Annotated in this window: 13 protein-coding genes; 8 read left to right on the top strand and 5 right to left on the bottom strand. The window is 47.4% G+C overall.

Going from position 1 to position 16,616, the window contains the following annotated elements; all coding sequences use genetic code 11:
- Positions 1 to 380: 380 nt before the first annotated feature.
- The 5 genes from L870_RS0115360 to trmB form a co-directional block, all read right to left on the bottom strand.
- Entirely contained in the window at positions 381 to 1,178 is a 798-nt protein-coding gene (locus L870_RS0115360) for a GNAT family N-acetyltransferase (RefSeq protein WP_028518887.1), read from the bottom strand.
- Positions 1,175 to 2,179, bottom strand: a complete 1,005-nt coding sequence (locus L870_RS0115355) for a M42 family metallopeptidase (protein ID WP_028518886.1) — start codon at positions 2,177 to 2,179, stop codon at positions 1,175 to 1,177. Before L870_RS0115355 ends, L870_RS0115360 begins: the two co-directional genes overlap by 4 nt.
- 2 nt (positions 2,180 to 2,181) lie before the next feature.
- Positions 2,182 to 3,192 (bottom strand): M20/M25/M40 family metallo-hydrolase, encoded by a 1,011-nt coding sequence (locus tag L870_RS0115350; RefSeq protein ID WP_051411614.1) that lies wholly within the window; start codon positions 3,190 to 3,192, stop codon positions 2,182 to 2,184.
- A gap of 82 nt (positions 3,193 to 3,274) precedes the next feature.
- On the bottom strand, positions 3,275 to 3,484 hold the full coding sequence (locus tag L870_RS0115345; RefSeq protein WP_028518884.1) for a hypothetical protein: 210 nt from the start codon (positions 3,482 to 3,484) through the stop codon (positions 3,275 to 3,277).
- A gap of 1 nt (position 3,485) precedes the next feature.
- Entirely contained in the window at positions 3,486 to 4,148 is a 663-nt protein-coding gene (gene trmB, locus L870_RS0115340; protein WP_028518883.1) for a tRNA (guanosine(46)-N7)-methyltransferase TrmB, read from the bottom strand.
- A 410-nt stretch (positions 4,149 to 4,558) separates the two neighbouring features.
- On the opposite strand from trmB, the gene pyrR reads away from it, so the two are divergent.
- The 8 genes from pyrR (at position 4,559) to L870_RS0115295 (ending at position 16,581) form a co-directional block, all read left to right on the top strand.
- Positions 4,559 to 5,080 carry a bifunctional pyr operon transcriptional regulator/uracil phosphoribosyltransferase PyrR gene (gene pyrR, locus L870_RS0115330; protein ID WP_028518882.1) on the top strand — a complete coding sequence of 174 codons (522 nt, stop codon included), beginning with the start codon at positions 4,559 to 4,561 and terminating at the stop codon, positions 5,078 to 5,080.
- 30 nt (positions 5,081 to 5,110) lie between these two features.
- A complete protein-coding gene (locus L870_RS0115325; RefSeq protein WP_028518881.1) occupies positions 5,111 to 6,379 on the top strand; it encodes a dihydroorotase in 1,269 nt (422 codons plus the stop codon).
- 17 nt (positions 6,380 to 6,396) lie between these two features.
- Positions 6,397 to 7,323, top strand: coding sequence for an orotidine-5'-phosphate decarboxylase (pyrF, locus tag L870_RS0115320; RefSeq protein ID WP_028518880.1), 927 nt, complete (start codon positions 6,397 to 6,399; stop codon positions 7,321 to 7,323).
- A gap of 201 nt (positions 7,324 to 7,524) precedes the next feature.
- Positions 7,525 to 8,625 (top strand): carbamoyl phosphate synthase small subunit, encoded by a 1,101-nt coding sequence (locus tag L870_RS0115315; protein WP_028518879.1) that lies wholly within the window; start codon positions 7,525 to 7,527, stop codon positions 8,623 to 8,625.
- 109 nt (positions 8,626 to 8,734) lie between these two features.
- Positions 8,735 to 11,926, top strand: coding sequence for a carbamoyl-phosphate synthase large subunit (gene carB / locus L870_RS0115310; protein ID WP_028518878.1), 3,192 nt, complete (start codon positions 8,735 to 8,737; stop codon positions 11,924 to 11,926).
- Positions 11,927 to 11,944: 18 nt separating this feature from the next.
- Positions 11,945 to 12,469, top strand: a complete 525-nt coding sequence (locus L870_RS0115305) for a hypothetical protein (protein ID WP_028518877.1) — start codon at positions 11,945 to 11,947, stop codon at positions 12,467 to 12,469.
- 115 nt (positions 12,470 to 12,584) lie between these two features.
- The gene (gene uvrB, locus L870_RS0115300; RefSeq protein ID WP_028518876.1) at positions 12,585 to 14,546 is read left to right on the top strand and encodes an excinuclease ABC subunit UvrB; all 1,962 of its coding nucleotides are present in this window, start codon (positions 12,585 to 12,587) and stop codon (positions 14,544 to 14,546) included.
- A gap of 226 nt (positions 14,547 to 14,772) precedes the next feature.
- Positions 14,773 to 16,581: a cellulase family glycosylhydrolase gene (locus tag L870_RS0115295; protein ID WP_028518875.1), complete on the top strand. Its 1,809-nt coding sequence runs from the start codon at positions 14,773 to 14,775 to the stop codon at positions 16,579 to 16,581.
- The last annotated feature ends 35 nt before the right edge of the window (positions 16,582 to 16,616 follow it).

Below are 16,616 nucleotides of genomic sequence, written 5' to 3'. Positions count from 1 at the left end.
TGCTCGCCTTTGAGCGCAGCTTATTTACATTATAGCACCTTTTTTCTTAGTTGTAAAGCATAAATTTAGAACTTAGATCTAAGAACTAAGAGCTAAGAACTAAGTGTAGGGGACGGCGTCCTCGATGTCCCACCGATAACTGTAGGGACGACCATTGGTCGTCCGCAAAATACTTGTAAACACCAAATGATGTGCTGTAGGGGCGAACAGTGTTCGCCCGTCAATTCCGATGATACTTCCCGTGTCGAGAAGCGACTGTTCTTTTGATAATATGCGGACGAGCAAGGGGGCGCAGGTTCTGCGCTGTAGGGGCGAGTTCCGCTCGCCCGTCTGCTCCATATCCGTCACATTTTCACGTTAATTAAATACAAAATAAATTTTCACCTTTCTTCAAGGCGACCCTTAGCAGCGCTGTCCTTTTTAACGTCGATACGTTCAAGGACTATCTCGCGCCCTGCGATACGGAAGCCTATTTCGGTGTAGAAGCTTACGCGGACATCAAGAGCCAGCAAATATGCACGTTTTCCGAGTCCGTTGAAGAACTTGGCGAGCCATTTCAGAAATTCTCTTGCATAACCTCTTCCGCGGGCAGCTGTGTTGGTAGCTACCTGACCTATGAGGACAGTGCTGCCGATATCGAACACGGCTGAAGCTGTAGTAGAATTGCGGTAGGTAAATACTCTGCTTATGCCATGACGGCATCTGTGAGAGGTATCGGTGTACCACAGTGAGAAATCGGCAATATTCGGAAATCCCTCGCTGAGTATCTTGTATACGTCAGGGAGATTCGGATTGAATTCAACATGCTCCTCGATAGCCTCAAGTGGCGTATCATCAGGTATAAGCTCGAATATGGTACGGTTGAGCACCTGATATCTTTCGGGTATCTTTATACCCTCGAGTATTTTCTGGTCTCCCTCGATACGGAAGGGGACATTCATGCTGACGAAGAGGTCTATCTCCTCGTTTGGTTCAAGGTCACCGTCACCGCATATAATGAGCGTTGAATTTATAATGAACATGAAGCCGATGCCGCTCTCGTCGGTTATTTTGTAAAAGCGGCAGAATTCATAATTAGGACCATAGGCTCTCATATAGGCAAGCATTTTTTTGCCCGAGAGGGTCTTGTTGAGCAGTACGCGGTCAAGCTCGTGCTCGTGTTCGATAAGTGTTATCATAATTCGGGTATCCTTCTGGCGAGAATTTTAACAAGCTTGTATGAGCTTTCAAGGTCAGACATTTCTATGACTGACGAAGGGGAGTGCAGGTATCTGCAAGGAACGGATATAGCAATAGTGCGTACACCATTTCCGCTTATATGTATAGCGCCCGAGTCGTTTCCGCCTGCGATCATGGTCTTTGTCTGACAGGTTGCGATATCGAAGGCGAGCTGATAGAGCTCTTTATCGTAAATCGTCCTTTTGTCCATAAATGATACAACAGGACCGTCACCCAATACACAAACGCGCTTTGCGCCCGAAACTCCGTCGATATCTGCGGCGGTAGTAGCTTCAAGGACTATGGCAAAGTCAGGAGCTACAGAAAAAGCAGAGACAGCAGAGCCTCTCAGACCGATCTCCTCCTGTACGTTGAAAACGAAATAAGTATCGTATTCAAGCTTTTCATGGAGCAGCTTTATCATCATAGCGCAGCCTGCGCGGTCATCAAGAGCCTTTGATTTTACGCGGCTGCTGCCCAGGTCTGTAAATTCCGAGTCAAAGTAAACGCTGTCACCGAGAGAAACGTATTTTTCGGCTTCTTCCTTGCTGTCAGCGCCGATATCTATGTAAAGGCTGTCGACCTCGGGAGCTTTTTCCCTTGCCTCCTTGCTGAGATTATGTACGGCAGTCGAGCCCACAACGCCGCTTATGCGGTTATTTCCTATACGTACCTGCCTGCCGATTATTACGGACGGGTCTATACCTCCGACGCAGTCGAAAGCGAGAGTTCCATCAGCGCGGATATAAGTCACCATAAGACCTACCTCGTCCATATGGGCGCATATCATAAGCTTTTTCTTGGGCTTTTTTCTGCCTTTCTTGAAGCAGATGAGGTTTCCGAGGTTATCAACGCTGTAGTCGCAGACCAGCTTTATCTTGCTGATTATGAGTTCGCGGACAGCGTTTTCATCGCCTGAGATACCGTCAGTCAGGCAGAGTTCTTTCAGAAGATCCTTCATGTTCAGCCCTCCTTGATGAATGCAGCTAAAAGCATAGCGGTCATTTCAACATCCGACATATCTATGACCTCAACAGGCGTATGCATATTTCTCAGCGGTATTGAAACGGTACAGGTCTTTGCACCGCTCCTGCTGACAGAATAGCGGTCGGCATTTGTAGAAGTAAGACCGCTCATGACTTCTTTCTGATAGGGGATACCTGTGGCTTCGGCAGCATTTATGAGCTTGTCGCTTATCTCCCTTGAAAGTGAAGGAGAAAGACCTATCATAGGACCTTTTCCGAGATATCCGCACTTGCTTTCTTCTTCGCCTATAGCGTAAGCGAAGCTCACGTCCACAGCCAGTGCGATATCGGGAGCCAGTGAGAATGCGCCTATCTTTGCACCGCGTTCACCGACCTCTTCCTGGGTTGAAAAGATAACGGTAACATTATAGGCGGTATCCTGACCGCTGAGCAGCTCAAGGGTATACAGCAGGGCTGCGATACCGCAGCGGTCGTCAAAAGCGCCGCCTGTAATGCGGTTTCCTATGAGCTTTCGGCAGGAGACATCAAATGTGACGGTATCGCCCTGAGCGATTACCTGATACAGCTCGTCTTGGGTCATGCCTGTGTCGATGGCAACGTCCTCGATGCTGAGCACCTTGCTGCTGCCGCTTGAAAGGTGAGGCGGAACAGAGCATATAACGCCCTTTATGTCCTGCTTGCCGTGAATGACGACGGGCTGTGCTGGGAGAAGTCTGCGGTCGATGCCGCCGATATTTCCCACCTTAACGAAGCCGTCATCGGTTATGTAGGTTACGATGAAGCCTACCTGATCGATATGTGCGTCAAGAACCAGTGACGGCAGTCCTTCGCGGTGAATACCGAAATGTCCGATAACATTGCCGTTCCGTATTTCCGCATCGGGACAGTAATTGCGCAGCATACTCAGGGCGAGGGCTGCGGCATTCTCTTCATTTCCCGAAGCACCGACGGACTCCGAGAGAGAGATAACGGTTTGTGTGATATCCATTACAATTACTCCTTTCATAAGATATTTTAGTCAGCAAAAAGTTCAGATATTCACATAAAAGGAAGAGATGATGCAAAAATCGTCATTTCTTCTTCTTTTTTGACTTGTGTCTGAGAATGAAAAGACCTGTGAGAGCAATGGCTTTTGCAGCAGTCTTAACGTCCTTTTTTAAGTTTGTTTTTGTTTTGATATCCTGCGGAACTTCCTCGGTTGCACCGAGATTGCCCTTGCCTGCGGTCTTGATAGAACCGCCCTCGATATGGAAGATACCGAGATCCTTCTGAAATTCCATATTAGTCCTCCCTGACAGGCTCTGCGATAAGGAATTTTATTTTCTTTCCCTCATCGGTAAACATTTTCTCGTGTTCAGTTACGAAATTCTCATAGGGACTTTCAGCATGGAGATCGAAAGTCTTGTATTTTATCCTGAAGCCTGCTTCCTCGAAGTATTCAAAGGACTCCTCAAAAAGCTCGTCGTCATCTGTCTTGAACCAGAGCTCACCTCTGAGGAATTTCTTATAATTGATAAGCTGGCGAGTGTGGGTAAGGCGGCGTTTTTTGTGCTTTGCCTTAGGCCACGGATTGCAGAAGTTGATGTAGATACGGTCCGCACGGTCGTTTTCGTCCCATGCGAGCTCCAGACGCTCTATATTCTGGATAGCTATGCGGACATTATCGGGAGATGCTCCCTTTTTCTCGTATGCAGCTTCAAGCTTGCGTTTTGCAAGCACAAGCATTTCGTTTTTTATGTCCATAGCGATGAAGTTTGCCTCGGGGTGAGCAGGAGCAGCCTGCGATATAAAGCCGCCCTTGCCGCAGCCAAGCTCCACATATAGGGGCTTGTCAGGCTCGGAAAAAAGCTCGCGCCAGTGACCGATCTGCTTCTGGGGTTCATGTATATAGAAAGGGCAGGCTTCCAGTTCAGGCTTTGCCCAGGGTTTGTGACGAATTCTCATAAATTGCCTCCAATTCACATCTCATTCATACTTAAAACAATTATATCATAAAAAGTCTCATAAATCAACTTAACCGAGTATAAAATTTCGAGGTGATGTTTTGTATATGTTTGTGAATGTTCAAAATATTCATTGCGATATATCCCGTGAGAGAGAAAAAATACAAAATGAGAATCATGTTTTTTGATGTTTTTTTGTCAATTGATAATAATAATGCTGAAATGACTGGACAAGTGAAATAGTATGTGGTATAATAGATGTGTTATTTGGAAACTACCCTTTAAATCCGATCCCGTGAGGTCGGCAAGGCGCGTTATTTGATACTATAACTATAACTCTAACTATAGCTATAACTATAAGTATGCTCCCTGCCGCAGCGGGGAGCATTTTTTGTTGAAAGGAGAGCCTGTATGGATACAAAGCGCATTATCATGGACGATAAAGCGGTCAACAGAGCCATTGCCCGTATCTCATATGAGATAATCGAGAGAAACAAGGGCACTGAGGATCTCTGTGTCGTTGGTATCTTTTCAAGAGGAGTGCCTCTTGGCAGACGTATCGCAGCAAAGCTCTCGGAGCTTGAAAAGAACGAAGTGCCTTTCGGAGCACTTGACATAACTCCCTACCGTGACGACAGCAAGCATGGCGATGTTGCTGAAAAGACCGATATCCCTTTTGATATAACGGACAAGAACGTTGTCATAGTCGATGATGTGATCTTTACGGGAAGAAGCTCCCGTGCAGCCATAGATGCACTTATAAAGCGGGGCAGACCGCGTACTATACAGCTTGCTGTGCTGGTTGACCGCGGACACAGAGAGCTTCCCATACGTCCCGATTATGTGGGCAAAAATCTTCCCACCTCTCACAGCGAGGTAGTAAAGGTCTCTGCAATGGAACTGGACGGCAGCGACGGAGTTGCCATATACTGAAAATCACAACAATATGAAAGCGAGGTAATCATGTCTCAGATACTCATCAGGAAAATCCGTGCAGTTGATACTGAAACGGATATTGTCACAGACGTACTTATCAGCGGCGGTAAAATATCAAAGCTGGGAAACAATATATCGGCAGAAGCAGATAAGATAATAGACGGCACAGGACTTGTGCTCATGCCTTCACTTTTTGATATGCACGTACATTTCCGCGATCCGGGGCTTACTCACAAGGAGGATATCCTTACAGGCTGTGCTGCTGCACTTGCAGGCGGAGTTACAGGAGTACTTGCGATGCCCAATACAAAGCCGCCATGCGATGATCCCGAAACTATACGCTATATAATCGACAAGGCAGAGGGAACGGGAGTTGAAGTGTATCCCGTAGGCTGCATCACAGGCGGAATGAGCGGAAACGGCCTCTGCGACTACGAAGCTCTTAAAGCCGCAGGCTGCATATGCATATCCGATGACGGCAGACCTGTCGAGAACGCAGAGATGATGAGGAAAGCACTTGAGCTTTCAAAGGAGAACGGCCTCCTCGTTGCTTCACACTGCGAGGACCTGAGCATAATAAACGGCGGTATTATGAACAAGGGCGAGACTTCCGCAAAGCTTGGCGTCAAGGGTATGGACAGAGCCTCCGAGGACTACATAACCGCCCGTGAGATGATACTTGCTTCCTCTGTTGATGCCCGTATCCATATCTGCCACGTTTCCACTGAAGGAAGTGCGGCAATGATACGCTTTGCAAAGTCAAGGGGAGTAAAGGTAACCTGCGAGACTGCACCGCACTACTTCATGCTGACGGATAAGCTGCTGGAGAAGCGTGACGCGGATTACCGTATGAATCCGCCTCTCAGGACTCCCGAGGACGTAAAGGCTATCATAGAAGCAGTAAAGGACGGTACTATCGACTGCATAATCACAGACCATGCTCCTCATGCAGCCGAGGAAAAAGCTGACTTTGAGAAAGCTCCCAACGGAGTTGTGGGACTTGAAACATCTCTTGCCGCAACTCTCACAGCTCTTTATCATACAGGTGAGATAAGCCTTAACAGAGTAGTTGAGCTCATGTGCGCAAATCCGCGAAAGCTTCTCGGTCTTGAAGTGCCTGCAATAAAGGAAGGCAGTACAGCAGACCTTGTGATCGCCGATATAAATAAAAAATGGACAGTAGTGCCCGAAAAGCTCCATTCAAAGTCGCATAACACAGTATTCAAGGGCATGGAACTTACAGGAAAGCCTCTCGTTACTATATCAAAGGGCGAGATAAGATATAATGAAATGTAATTACAGGAGGAAAACATATGTCATTTGACAGACTTATCGAAAAGATAATCGACCTTAAAAATCCTACAGTGGTGGGTCTTGACCCTAAGCTGGAGTATGTTCCCGAATTCATTCAGCGTCGTTATCTTGACAGTGACGGCTGGACATTAAAGGCTGCTGCAAAGGCGATATTCGACTTCAATCAGGCTATCATAGACGAGATACACGATATAGTACCTGCTATCAAGCCACAGGCTGCTTACTATGAGATGTACGGACACTACGGCATCAGAACTCTTGAAAAGACTATCCGCTACGCAAAGCTCAACGGTATGTTCGTAATGACAGACGGCAAGAGAAACGATATAGGTGCAACAATGGAAGCTTATTCAAATGCACACCTCGGTGTTACATCAGTGGGAGAGAACAATCTTGAAGCTTTCGGAGCAGATGCTCTTACAGTTAATGGCTACCTCGGCACAGACGGTATCGAGCCTCTCCTTAAAGTATGCCGCGACCGTGACAAGGGCATATACGTACTTGTTAAGACTTCCAACCCCTCATCAGGTGAGCTTCAGGATATGAAGCTTGCTGACGGACGCACTATCTACGAGTGCATGGGCGATATGTGCGAGAAGTGGGGCGAGGATACACGCGGAAAGTACGGCTATTCCGCAGTAGGCGCAGTTGTAGGTGCTACATATCCGGAAATGCTCACAGAGCTGAGAAAGAGACTCCCTCACACAATGTTCCTTGTTCCGGGCTACGGCGCACAGGGCGGCGGAGCAGAAGGCTTAAAGGGCGGCTTTGACGAGAACGGTCTCGGAGCTATAGTAAACTCCTCACGCGCAGTAATGTGTGCATACAAGAAAGAAGGCTGCGACGAAAGAGATTTCGCAAAGGCAGCAAGAAGAGAAGTTATCCGCATGAGAGACGATATCTGCCAGTATATCAATCTCAAGTGAGTAGTGAGTAGAAAGTAGAAAGTAGGGGACGGTGACTCCCGCCCCTACAAATCGAATATTTCCGCGTAAGCGGACACAATAATTCCGAATTCTGCATTACGAATTCCGAATTAAAAAACGCTCTTCCATACAATGGCGTGTGGAACAGGGTGCAAAACATCAACAATACGACCTCTAAAAAAAACGAAGGAGGAATTTACAATGTCATTATTCAACATGGGCGAAAAAGCTTACCTTATGCTTGCCGACGGACAGGTGTTCGAGGGCAGGAGCTTCGGCGCTAAGGGTACGGTCATAGGTGAAGTCGTATTCACCACAGGTGTCACAGGCTATCAGGAAACTCTTACAGACCCCAGCTACTACGGACAGATAGTCACACAGACCTTTCCCCTTATCGGAAACTACGGTGTGAACTCAGAGGACAACGAGTCCGCTAAGTCCTATGTATCGGGATATATCGTTAGAGAGTGGTGCAACGCACCGTCAAACTTCCGCTGTGAGGGCAACATCAACGACTTCTTGAAGGAGCATAACATCGTCGGTATCAATAACATTGACACCCGCCGCCTTACAAGAACTATCCGCGAGGTGGGTGTAATGAACGGCGTTATAACTACCGAGGACGTTTACGCAAAGAAGGACGAGCTTCTCGAAAAGATACGCGCTTTCACAGTAAAGGACGCTGTAAAGAATGTTACAAATACCGAGACTCTCACATATGAGCCCGAGGAGAAAAAGCTTAAAGTTGCACTGTTCGATTTCGGCTACAAGCGCAATATCAGACAGGAGCTTTTAAAGCGCGGCTGCGAGGTGGTTGTAGTACCTGCATACACCACAGCTGCTGAAATAAAGGAGCTTGCTCCCGACGGTATCATGTTCTCAAACGGCCCCGGAGACCCTGCCGAAAATGTTGAGATAATAGAGAATATCAAGGAGATACAGAAGCTTGGCATACCGATATTCGGCATCTGCCTCGGACATCAGCTCATGGCTCTTGCCAACGGCGGAAAGACCGAGAAGCTGAAATACGGCCACAGAGGTGCAAATCAGCCTGTTATCGACCTTGAAAGCGGTCTCACCTACGTAACCAGCCAGAACCACGGCTATGCGGTAGTAGGCGACAGCATCGACCCGTCAGTAGGTCATGTATCACATATTAATGCAAACGATAAGACCTGTGAGGGCATACACTATACCTCAGTCAACGCAAGAACAGTTCAGTTCCACCCCGAAGCACACGGCGGACCGCTGGATACAGCGTACTTGTTTGACGATTTTGTTGAAACAATGAGTAAGAAATAATTCAGTAGGGAACGCCGCCCTCGGCGTTCCGCAAAAGTGATATATTAAAGGAACGGCGAGGGCGCCGTTCCCTACAATACTACTTACTACTTATTTGGAGGTAATAGAAATGCCACTCAGAAGTGATATAAAAAAGGTACTCGTTATCGGCTCAGGTCCTATCGTAATCGGACAGGCTGCCGAATTTGACTACGCAGGCACACAGGCTTGCCGCGCACTTAAACAGGAGGGACTGGAAGTAATTCTTGTTAACTCGAATCCTGCTACCATTATGACCGACAAGGCTATGGCAGACAAGGTCTACATCGAGCCCCTCACACTTGACGTTGTAAAGAGAATAATCGAAATTGAAAAGCCCGACAGCCTTCTCTCAACTCTCGGCGGTCAGACAGGTCTTACACTGTCCATGCAGCTTGCAGAGGAGGGCTTCCTTGAGAGCCACAATGTAAAGCTCCTCGGTGCAGATCCGGAGACTATCCACAAGGCAGAGGACAGACAGGCATTCAAGGACACTATGGAAAAAATAGGCGAGCCATGCATACCTTCAAAGGTCGTAGAGACCGTTGAGGACGCAGTGGACTTCGCACAGGTGATACACTATCCTGTTATCGTTCGTCCTGCTTTCACACTGGGTGGTACAGGCGGCGGTATAGCTCAGAATGAAGAGGAGCTCCGCGATATCGCTACAAACGGACTCCGTCTTTCACCTATCACACAGATCCTTGTTGAGAAGTGTATCAGCGGCTGGAAGGAAATAGAGTTCGAGGTCATCCGTGACGCAAAGGGCAACGTTATTACAGTCTGCTCAATGGAAAACTTCGACCCTGTAGGTGTTCACACAGGCGACAGTATCGTTATTGCACCTGCTGTAACTCTCAGCGACAGAGAGTATCAGATGCTTCGTACAGCTGCTATCAATATCATCAAGGAGCTCAAAGTCGAGGGTGGCTGCAACTGCCAGTTCGCACTGCATCCAACAAGCTTCAAGTACGCCGTTATCGAGGTTAACCCAAGAGTTTCACGTTCTTCCGCACTGGCTTCAAAGGCTACGGGCTATCCGATAGCAAAGACTGCCGCTAAGATAGCTATCGGCTATACTCTCGACGAGATAATCAATCAGGTAACAGGCAAGACATACGCCTGCTTTGAGCCTGCACTGGACTATGTTGTAATCAAGTTCCCTAAGTGGGCTTTCGATAAATTCGTATATGCAAAGCGTACCCTCGGCACTCAGATGAAGGCTACAGGCGAGGTAATGGCTATCGGTACAAGCTTCGAGCAGGCTATGATGAAGGCAGTCCGCTCCATCGAGCTCGGTCTTGACACTATGAACCTTAAAAAGCTTGCAAAGCTCTCCACAGAGGAGATACGCGAGAAGCTCCACGTTATCGACGACGAGCGTTCATTCTGCGTATTTGAAGCTCTCAAGCGCGGAATAACTCCCGAAGAGATACACGAGATAACCATGATAGACAACTGGTTCCTCTATAAGCTCCTGAACCTTGTCGAGCTTGAAAAATGGCTCGCAGAGGGTGAGCTCACAGAGGAAAAGTACGATATCGCAAAGCAGTACGGCTACCTCGATAGCACTATCGAGCGCATATCGGGACAGAAGTGCCCCAAGCACAAGAGTGCCGTATACAAAATGGTTGATACCTGCGCAGGCGAGTTCAAGGCTGAAACTCCTTACTTCTACTCCACATTCGACGAGGAGAACGAAGCAAAGCAGTTCATCGAGCGCACCGACAAGGGCAAGAAAAAGGTCATCGTTTTCGGCAGCGGTCCTATCCGTATCGGACAGGGTATCGAGTTCGACTATTGCTCGGTACACTGCGTATGGACTCTTAAAGAGCTTGGCTACGAGGCTGTTATCTGCAACAACAATCCCGAGACCGTTTCCACCGACTTCGATACAGGCGACCGTCTGTACTTCGATCCGCTGACAAAGGAGGACGTTCAGTCCATTATTGAGACCGAGCAGCCTTACGGCGTAGTTGTTCAGTTCGGCGGACAGACAGCTATCAAGCTTACACGTTACCTCTCGGATATGGGTGTTCGTATCCTCGGTACTTCTGCTGATATGATAGACGCGGCAGAGGACAGAGAGCGTTTTGACGAAGTGCTTGAAAAGTGCGGTATACCGAGACCTGCGGGACATACTGTAATGAACACAGAGGAAGCTCTTGTGGCTGCAAATGATCTCGGCTATCCTGTACTTCTCCGTCCTTCCTATGTTCTCGGCGGTCAGAACATGATAATCGCTCATTCCGATGCAGATGTAAAGGAGTATATGGGCATCATCATGAGCCATAATATTGAAAACCCTGTCCTCATCGACAAGTACATGATGGGTACTGAGGTCGAGGTAGATGCTATCTGTGACGGCGAGGACTTCCTTATCCCGGGTATCATGGAGCATATCGAACGTGCAGGCGTTCACTCGGGCGACTCTATATCTATTTACCCTGCACAGCATCTTTCAGAGCGTATCAAGCGCATAATCGTTGAGTACACAAGACTTCTTTCAAAGGAGCTCAACGTTATCGGCCTTGTGAATATACAGTATGTTGTTTACAACCATGAGGTATTCGTTATCGAGGTAAACCCACGTTCATCAAGAACTGTTCCTTACATCAGCAAGGTAACAGGCATACCAATGGTCGATATCGCAACAAAGATAATGTTCGGCGCAAAGCTCAAGGATATGGGCTACGAAAGCGGACTTTACCCGGCAGGCGACTATGTTGCAGTTAAAGTTCCTGTATTCTCATTCGAGAAGCTCACAGACGTTGATACAATGCTGGGACCTGAGATGAAGTCCACAGGTGAGTGTCTCGGTATCGGCAGAAACCTTGAGGACGCACTCTTAAAGGGACTTATCGCAGCAGGCTTTGACCTCAAGCGCGAGGGCGGAGTTCTTATCTCGGTACGTGACAGCGACAAGAGGGAGATACTTCCTATTGCCGATAAGTTCGAGCAGATGGGCTTTGAGCTTTATGCAACATCAGGTACACAGAGCGTTCTCCACAGGAATATGATAGCTGCAAACCTTGTCCGCAAGATATCCGACGGTGAGCCAAACGTTGAGACTCTCCTTGACAGCGGCAAGATACACTATGTAATATCCACTTCCGCAAAGGGCAGACTCCCAGAGCGTGACAGCGTTAAGATGAGAAGAAAGTCCATTGAGCGTTCTATCTGTAGTTTAACTGCTGTAGATACGGCGAAATCGCTGGTAAAGGTTCTCGAATCGGGCAGGACTATCAACGACGTGGAGCTTGTTGACATTACCAAGATATGAAAAGGATTATTCTTAATTATGCGGTATAGAAAAACAATACTATTTTCTGTAATTGCAGTTTTTGCATTTTGCTTTATAAGTTGTGGACATAATAATAAAGCATCGCTCTTATCTTCACAAACCACAGTTGATATCACAGATACAAACATAAATAATACTACAGATGTTTCAGATGATGATTCACAAGGAAAAAAATCCTCATCAAGAACGATGGCAAGTGGGATAGGCATGGAGTTCTTTTGTAACGAGTCTCCTCTTCCAAATATGGTTTACGGACATATTCGTGACAATAGCGAATTTGGAAATTATTTCTTTTCAATTCATAAATCATTGGACGATGACGTAGAATATATTGCTTTTGTTAATGAAGAGGGATTTGCCGAAGATGTCTTATGTTGGATATGCAGTTACGATAAGAAATATATTGGTATTGCCAAAAAATATGGTAGTAAATTGAAAGATGATTTTAAAAACTGGAATGAAGTATTAGCGTTTTTTGATTTAAAAGAGGGCGAATATACTAATATTTATCCTGAGGAATAAAAGACGGAAAGCTAATTCAGTAGGGGCGGATATTATCCGCCCGAAGCTGTTAGCCGTTAGCCTGTAGGGGCGCACACTGTGCGCCCCTACATTCTCAACTTCAAAAGGGGGAACTATGGATCATTTCAAGCTATGTTCAAACTACGCGCCCGCAGGCGACCAGCCGCAGGCTATCGACAAACTTGTAAACGGCATACAGTCGGGCAAAAAGGAGCAGATACTCCTGGGTGTTACGGGTTCGGGAAAGACCTTCACAATGGCAAACGTCATCGCCCGTGTGAACAAGCCCACACTTGTACTTGCTCACAATAAGATACTTGCAGCGCAGCTCTGCTCGGAGTTCCGCGAGTTCTTCCCCGAAAATGCCGTTGAGTACTTTGTTTCCTACTACGACTACTATCAGCCTGAAGCCTACGTGCCGAGCACGGATAGCTACATCGAAAAGGACTCCTCCATAAACGATGAGATAGACAAGCTGCGTCACTCTGCCACAACTGCTCTTGCGGAGCGCAGTGACGTTATAATCGTTGCCAGTGTTTCGTGTATATACTCTCTCGGTAGTCCTGAGGAGTACCGTTCCATGTGCGTTTCAATTCGTCAGGGCGCTGAAAAGCCCCGCGACCAGCTCATCGCAGAGCTTGTGAAAATACGCTACGAGCGCAATGATATAGCCTTTGAGCGTAACAAGTTCAGAGTCCGCGGCGATGTTGTGGAAATATTCCCTGCAATGTCCACGGATACGGCGGTCAGAGTTGAATACTTCGGTGACGAGATAGACCGTATCTCCGAAATAAACGTGATAACGGGGGAGGTAAAGGCAGTTGTGTCCCATGCGGCTATTTTTCCTGCTTCCCACTATGTTGTGGGCGATGAAAAGCTTGAAGCTGCACTTACAGAGATAGACCGCGAGCTTGCGGAGCGCATCGACTACTTCCAGCAGAACAACAAGCTCATAGAGGCTCAGCGAATTGAGCAGCGTACACACTACGACATGGAAATGCTACGTGAGGTGGGCTATTGCAGCGGAGTCGAGAACTACTCCCGTGTGCTTGCAGGCAGACCTGCGGGCAGCACTCCGCTTACACTTATGGATCACTTTCCCGAGGACTTCCTCCTCATCGTGGACGAGAGCCATGTAACTCTGCCGCAGGTTCGCGCCATGTACGCAGGCGACCGCGCACGAAAGACTACTCTTGTGGAATACGGCTTCCGTCTGCCAAGTGCTATGGATAACCGTCCGTTGAACTTTGACGAGTTCAACGATCATATACATCAGGCGATTTACGTCAGTGCTACTCCGGGACAGATAGAGCGTGAAAAGACTGATACTATCGTGGAGCAGGTGATACGTCCTACGGGACTTGTTGATCCTGAGATAATCGTAAAGCCTACACACGGACAGGTTGATGACCTGCTGTCCGAGATAAACGAGCGTGTCGCTCTTAACGAGAGAGTGCTTGTTACTACTCTCACGAAGAAAATGGCAGAGGACTTGACTTCTTATTATGAGAAGCTGGGAGTTAAAGTCCGCTACCTCCACCACGATATCGACACTATCGAGCGTATGGAGATAATTAAGGATCTCCGCGAGGGAGTATTCGATGTTCTCATAGGAATAAATCTTCTCCGTGAGGGACTTGATATACCTGAGGTAAGCCTTATCGCCATACTCGATGCGGACAAGGAGGGCTTCCTGAGAAGCGAGACTTCGCTTATCCAGACTATAGGACGAGCAGCAAGAAATGCCAAAGGTCAGGTCATAATGTATGCCGACTCCGTAACAGGTTCAATGGAGAGAGCCATAACCGAGACAGAACGCCGCCGTTCACTGCAAATGGCGTTCAATGAGGAGCACGGTATAGTGCCAAAGACTATCATCAAGGAAGTCCGCGACGTTCTGGAGATAACCTCCAAGAACAAGGTGGAGGAAAAGACCAAAAAGAAGAAAATGTCGGCTTCTGAGAAGCAGCATCTCATAGACAAGCTGACCGTGGAAATGAAGAATGCGGCAAAGCTGCTTGAATTTGAACACGCTGCATATCTCCGTGATAAGATACAGGAACTGAGAGAAAGCTGAAATAATTTTATAATTTTTGTCCGATTATGCCATGCCCTTACGATTATTAGAATAGGGAGCGTGGCATAATGTTTTTATGTGCGAGTTATTTCGTTAATTCTTTATAATTTGCCTGTATTTCGTACTAAATCTACCCGAAACTCTTGACATTTATGTGCTGAAATGCTACAATATAGGTAATTATAAGTATACTGGAAAAGTATACTATGAGAGGGGAAATTAAATAATGAAAAAACTAACACGCTCTGTTGCAGCGTTAGTTTCTGCTGCAACAATGGCTTTGACAGGAGCAGCACCTTGTCTTAGCCAGACAATGATGACAGCTTGTGCAGTTGACACAAACAATGACGACTGGCTCCACGCAAAAGGAAGCCGACTCTACGACATGAACGGCAATGAGGTATGGCTCACGGGTGCAAACTGGTTCGGCTTCAACTGTACCGAGTGTTCACCTCACTATCTCTGGAGCGGCGATATCGACGACATGGTAAAGGATATCGCAGATCACGGTGTAAATGTGCTCAGACTGCCTGTTTCCACGGAGCTGCTCTACAACTGGATGGTAGGTGATCCCGATCCTGTAGGAAGCATAAACCCTAACGACGATCCAAGCTATCCGTTCAATGTTGACCTTATCAAGTCCGACGGAAGCGTTGTAAACAGCATGGAGCTTTTCGATATCCTCCTTGCTAAGTGCAAGAAGTACGGCGTAAAGTGCTTCATTGATATCCACAGCCCCGAATCCAATAACTCGGGACATAACTACGGACTCTGGTACGGCAAGAGCTTCACGGGACGCGACGGAAAGAAAGTTGAAGTAACTACCGATGTCTGGATAGAAACCCTTGCATGGTGCGCAGACCACTACAAGGGCGATGATACTCTTATCGGCTTCGACCTGAAGAACGAGCCTCACAGTAAATACGGCGGAGCTCCTGTAGATGCTATATGGGACGACTCAGACGCTCCGAACAACTGGAAAAAAGCAGCACAGGACTGTGCTGATGCTATACTCGCAAAGAATCCCCATGCACTCATTCTTATTGAGGGCGTTGAAGGCTTTGAGGGACACGGCGCATGGTGGGGAGGAAATCTCCGCGGCGTTGCAAAATACCCTGTAATGCCTGCTTCGGGAACATCTCAGATAGTATATTCACCTCACGACTACGGTCCTGTAGTAAGTGACCAGACATGGTTCAACAAGGACTTTACAGAGAAAACTCTCCTTGATGACTACTGGTACGACACATGGGCATATCTCGTGGACAAGGATATGTATCCTCTCCTCATCGGAGAATGGGGCGGACGTCTTGACGGCGGAAAGAACGAGAAATGGCTCGGACTTCTCCGTGATTACATGATAAAGAATCATATCAATCATACATTCTGGTGCCTCAATGACGACTCAGGTGATACGGGCGGACTCTGGAAGGATATACAGTTTGGCGTAACACAGGGTGCTGACGGTAAAATGGTCGGAAAGACCACTATAAACTGGGATACGGAAAAGTATGAGACATACTATTATCCTGCTATATGGAAGACCTCGACTTCAAAGAAATTCATCGGTCTCGATCATCAGGTTGCACTGGGCAAGGACGGTATCTCACTGAACGATTTCTACGCTAATTATGCTGCTTCAGAGGGAAGCAACCTTGACGGCGGAAAGAAATCCGACGGCAAGACAGTTGATGCTGATCCTGCAAAGACCACCACTGCTACAACTTCCAAAACAACTACTTCTTCGTCTGCTGCAGCAACTACAACTACCACATCTGCCGAGATCGCCAGTAATCGCTTGTACGGAGACTCTAATTGCGACGGTCAGGTCGATCTTGCAGACGCTGTGCTCATAATGCAGGCACTTGCTAATCCGAATAAATACGGATTGAAGGGAACAGATGATCATCATATTACAGATGAGGGTTCGGCAAATGCTGACGTTGAGGGTAACGGAAATGGCATAACTACAAATGATGCTCAGGCTATACAGATGTATCTCCTCGGCAAATATAAGTCACTTCCTGTAAAATAAGCTTCATACCGCGCTGCTGATATGGGCGGCGCGGA

It is taken from the genome of Ruminococcus flavefaciens ATCC 19208 (genome assembly GCF_000518765.1).
Taxonomy (GTDB): Bacteria; Bacillota; Clostridia; order Oscillospirales; family Ruminococcaceae; genus Ruminococcus; species Ruminococcus flavefaciens.
This window is presented reverse-complemented; position numbering and strand designations above follow the sequence as displayed.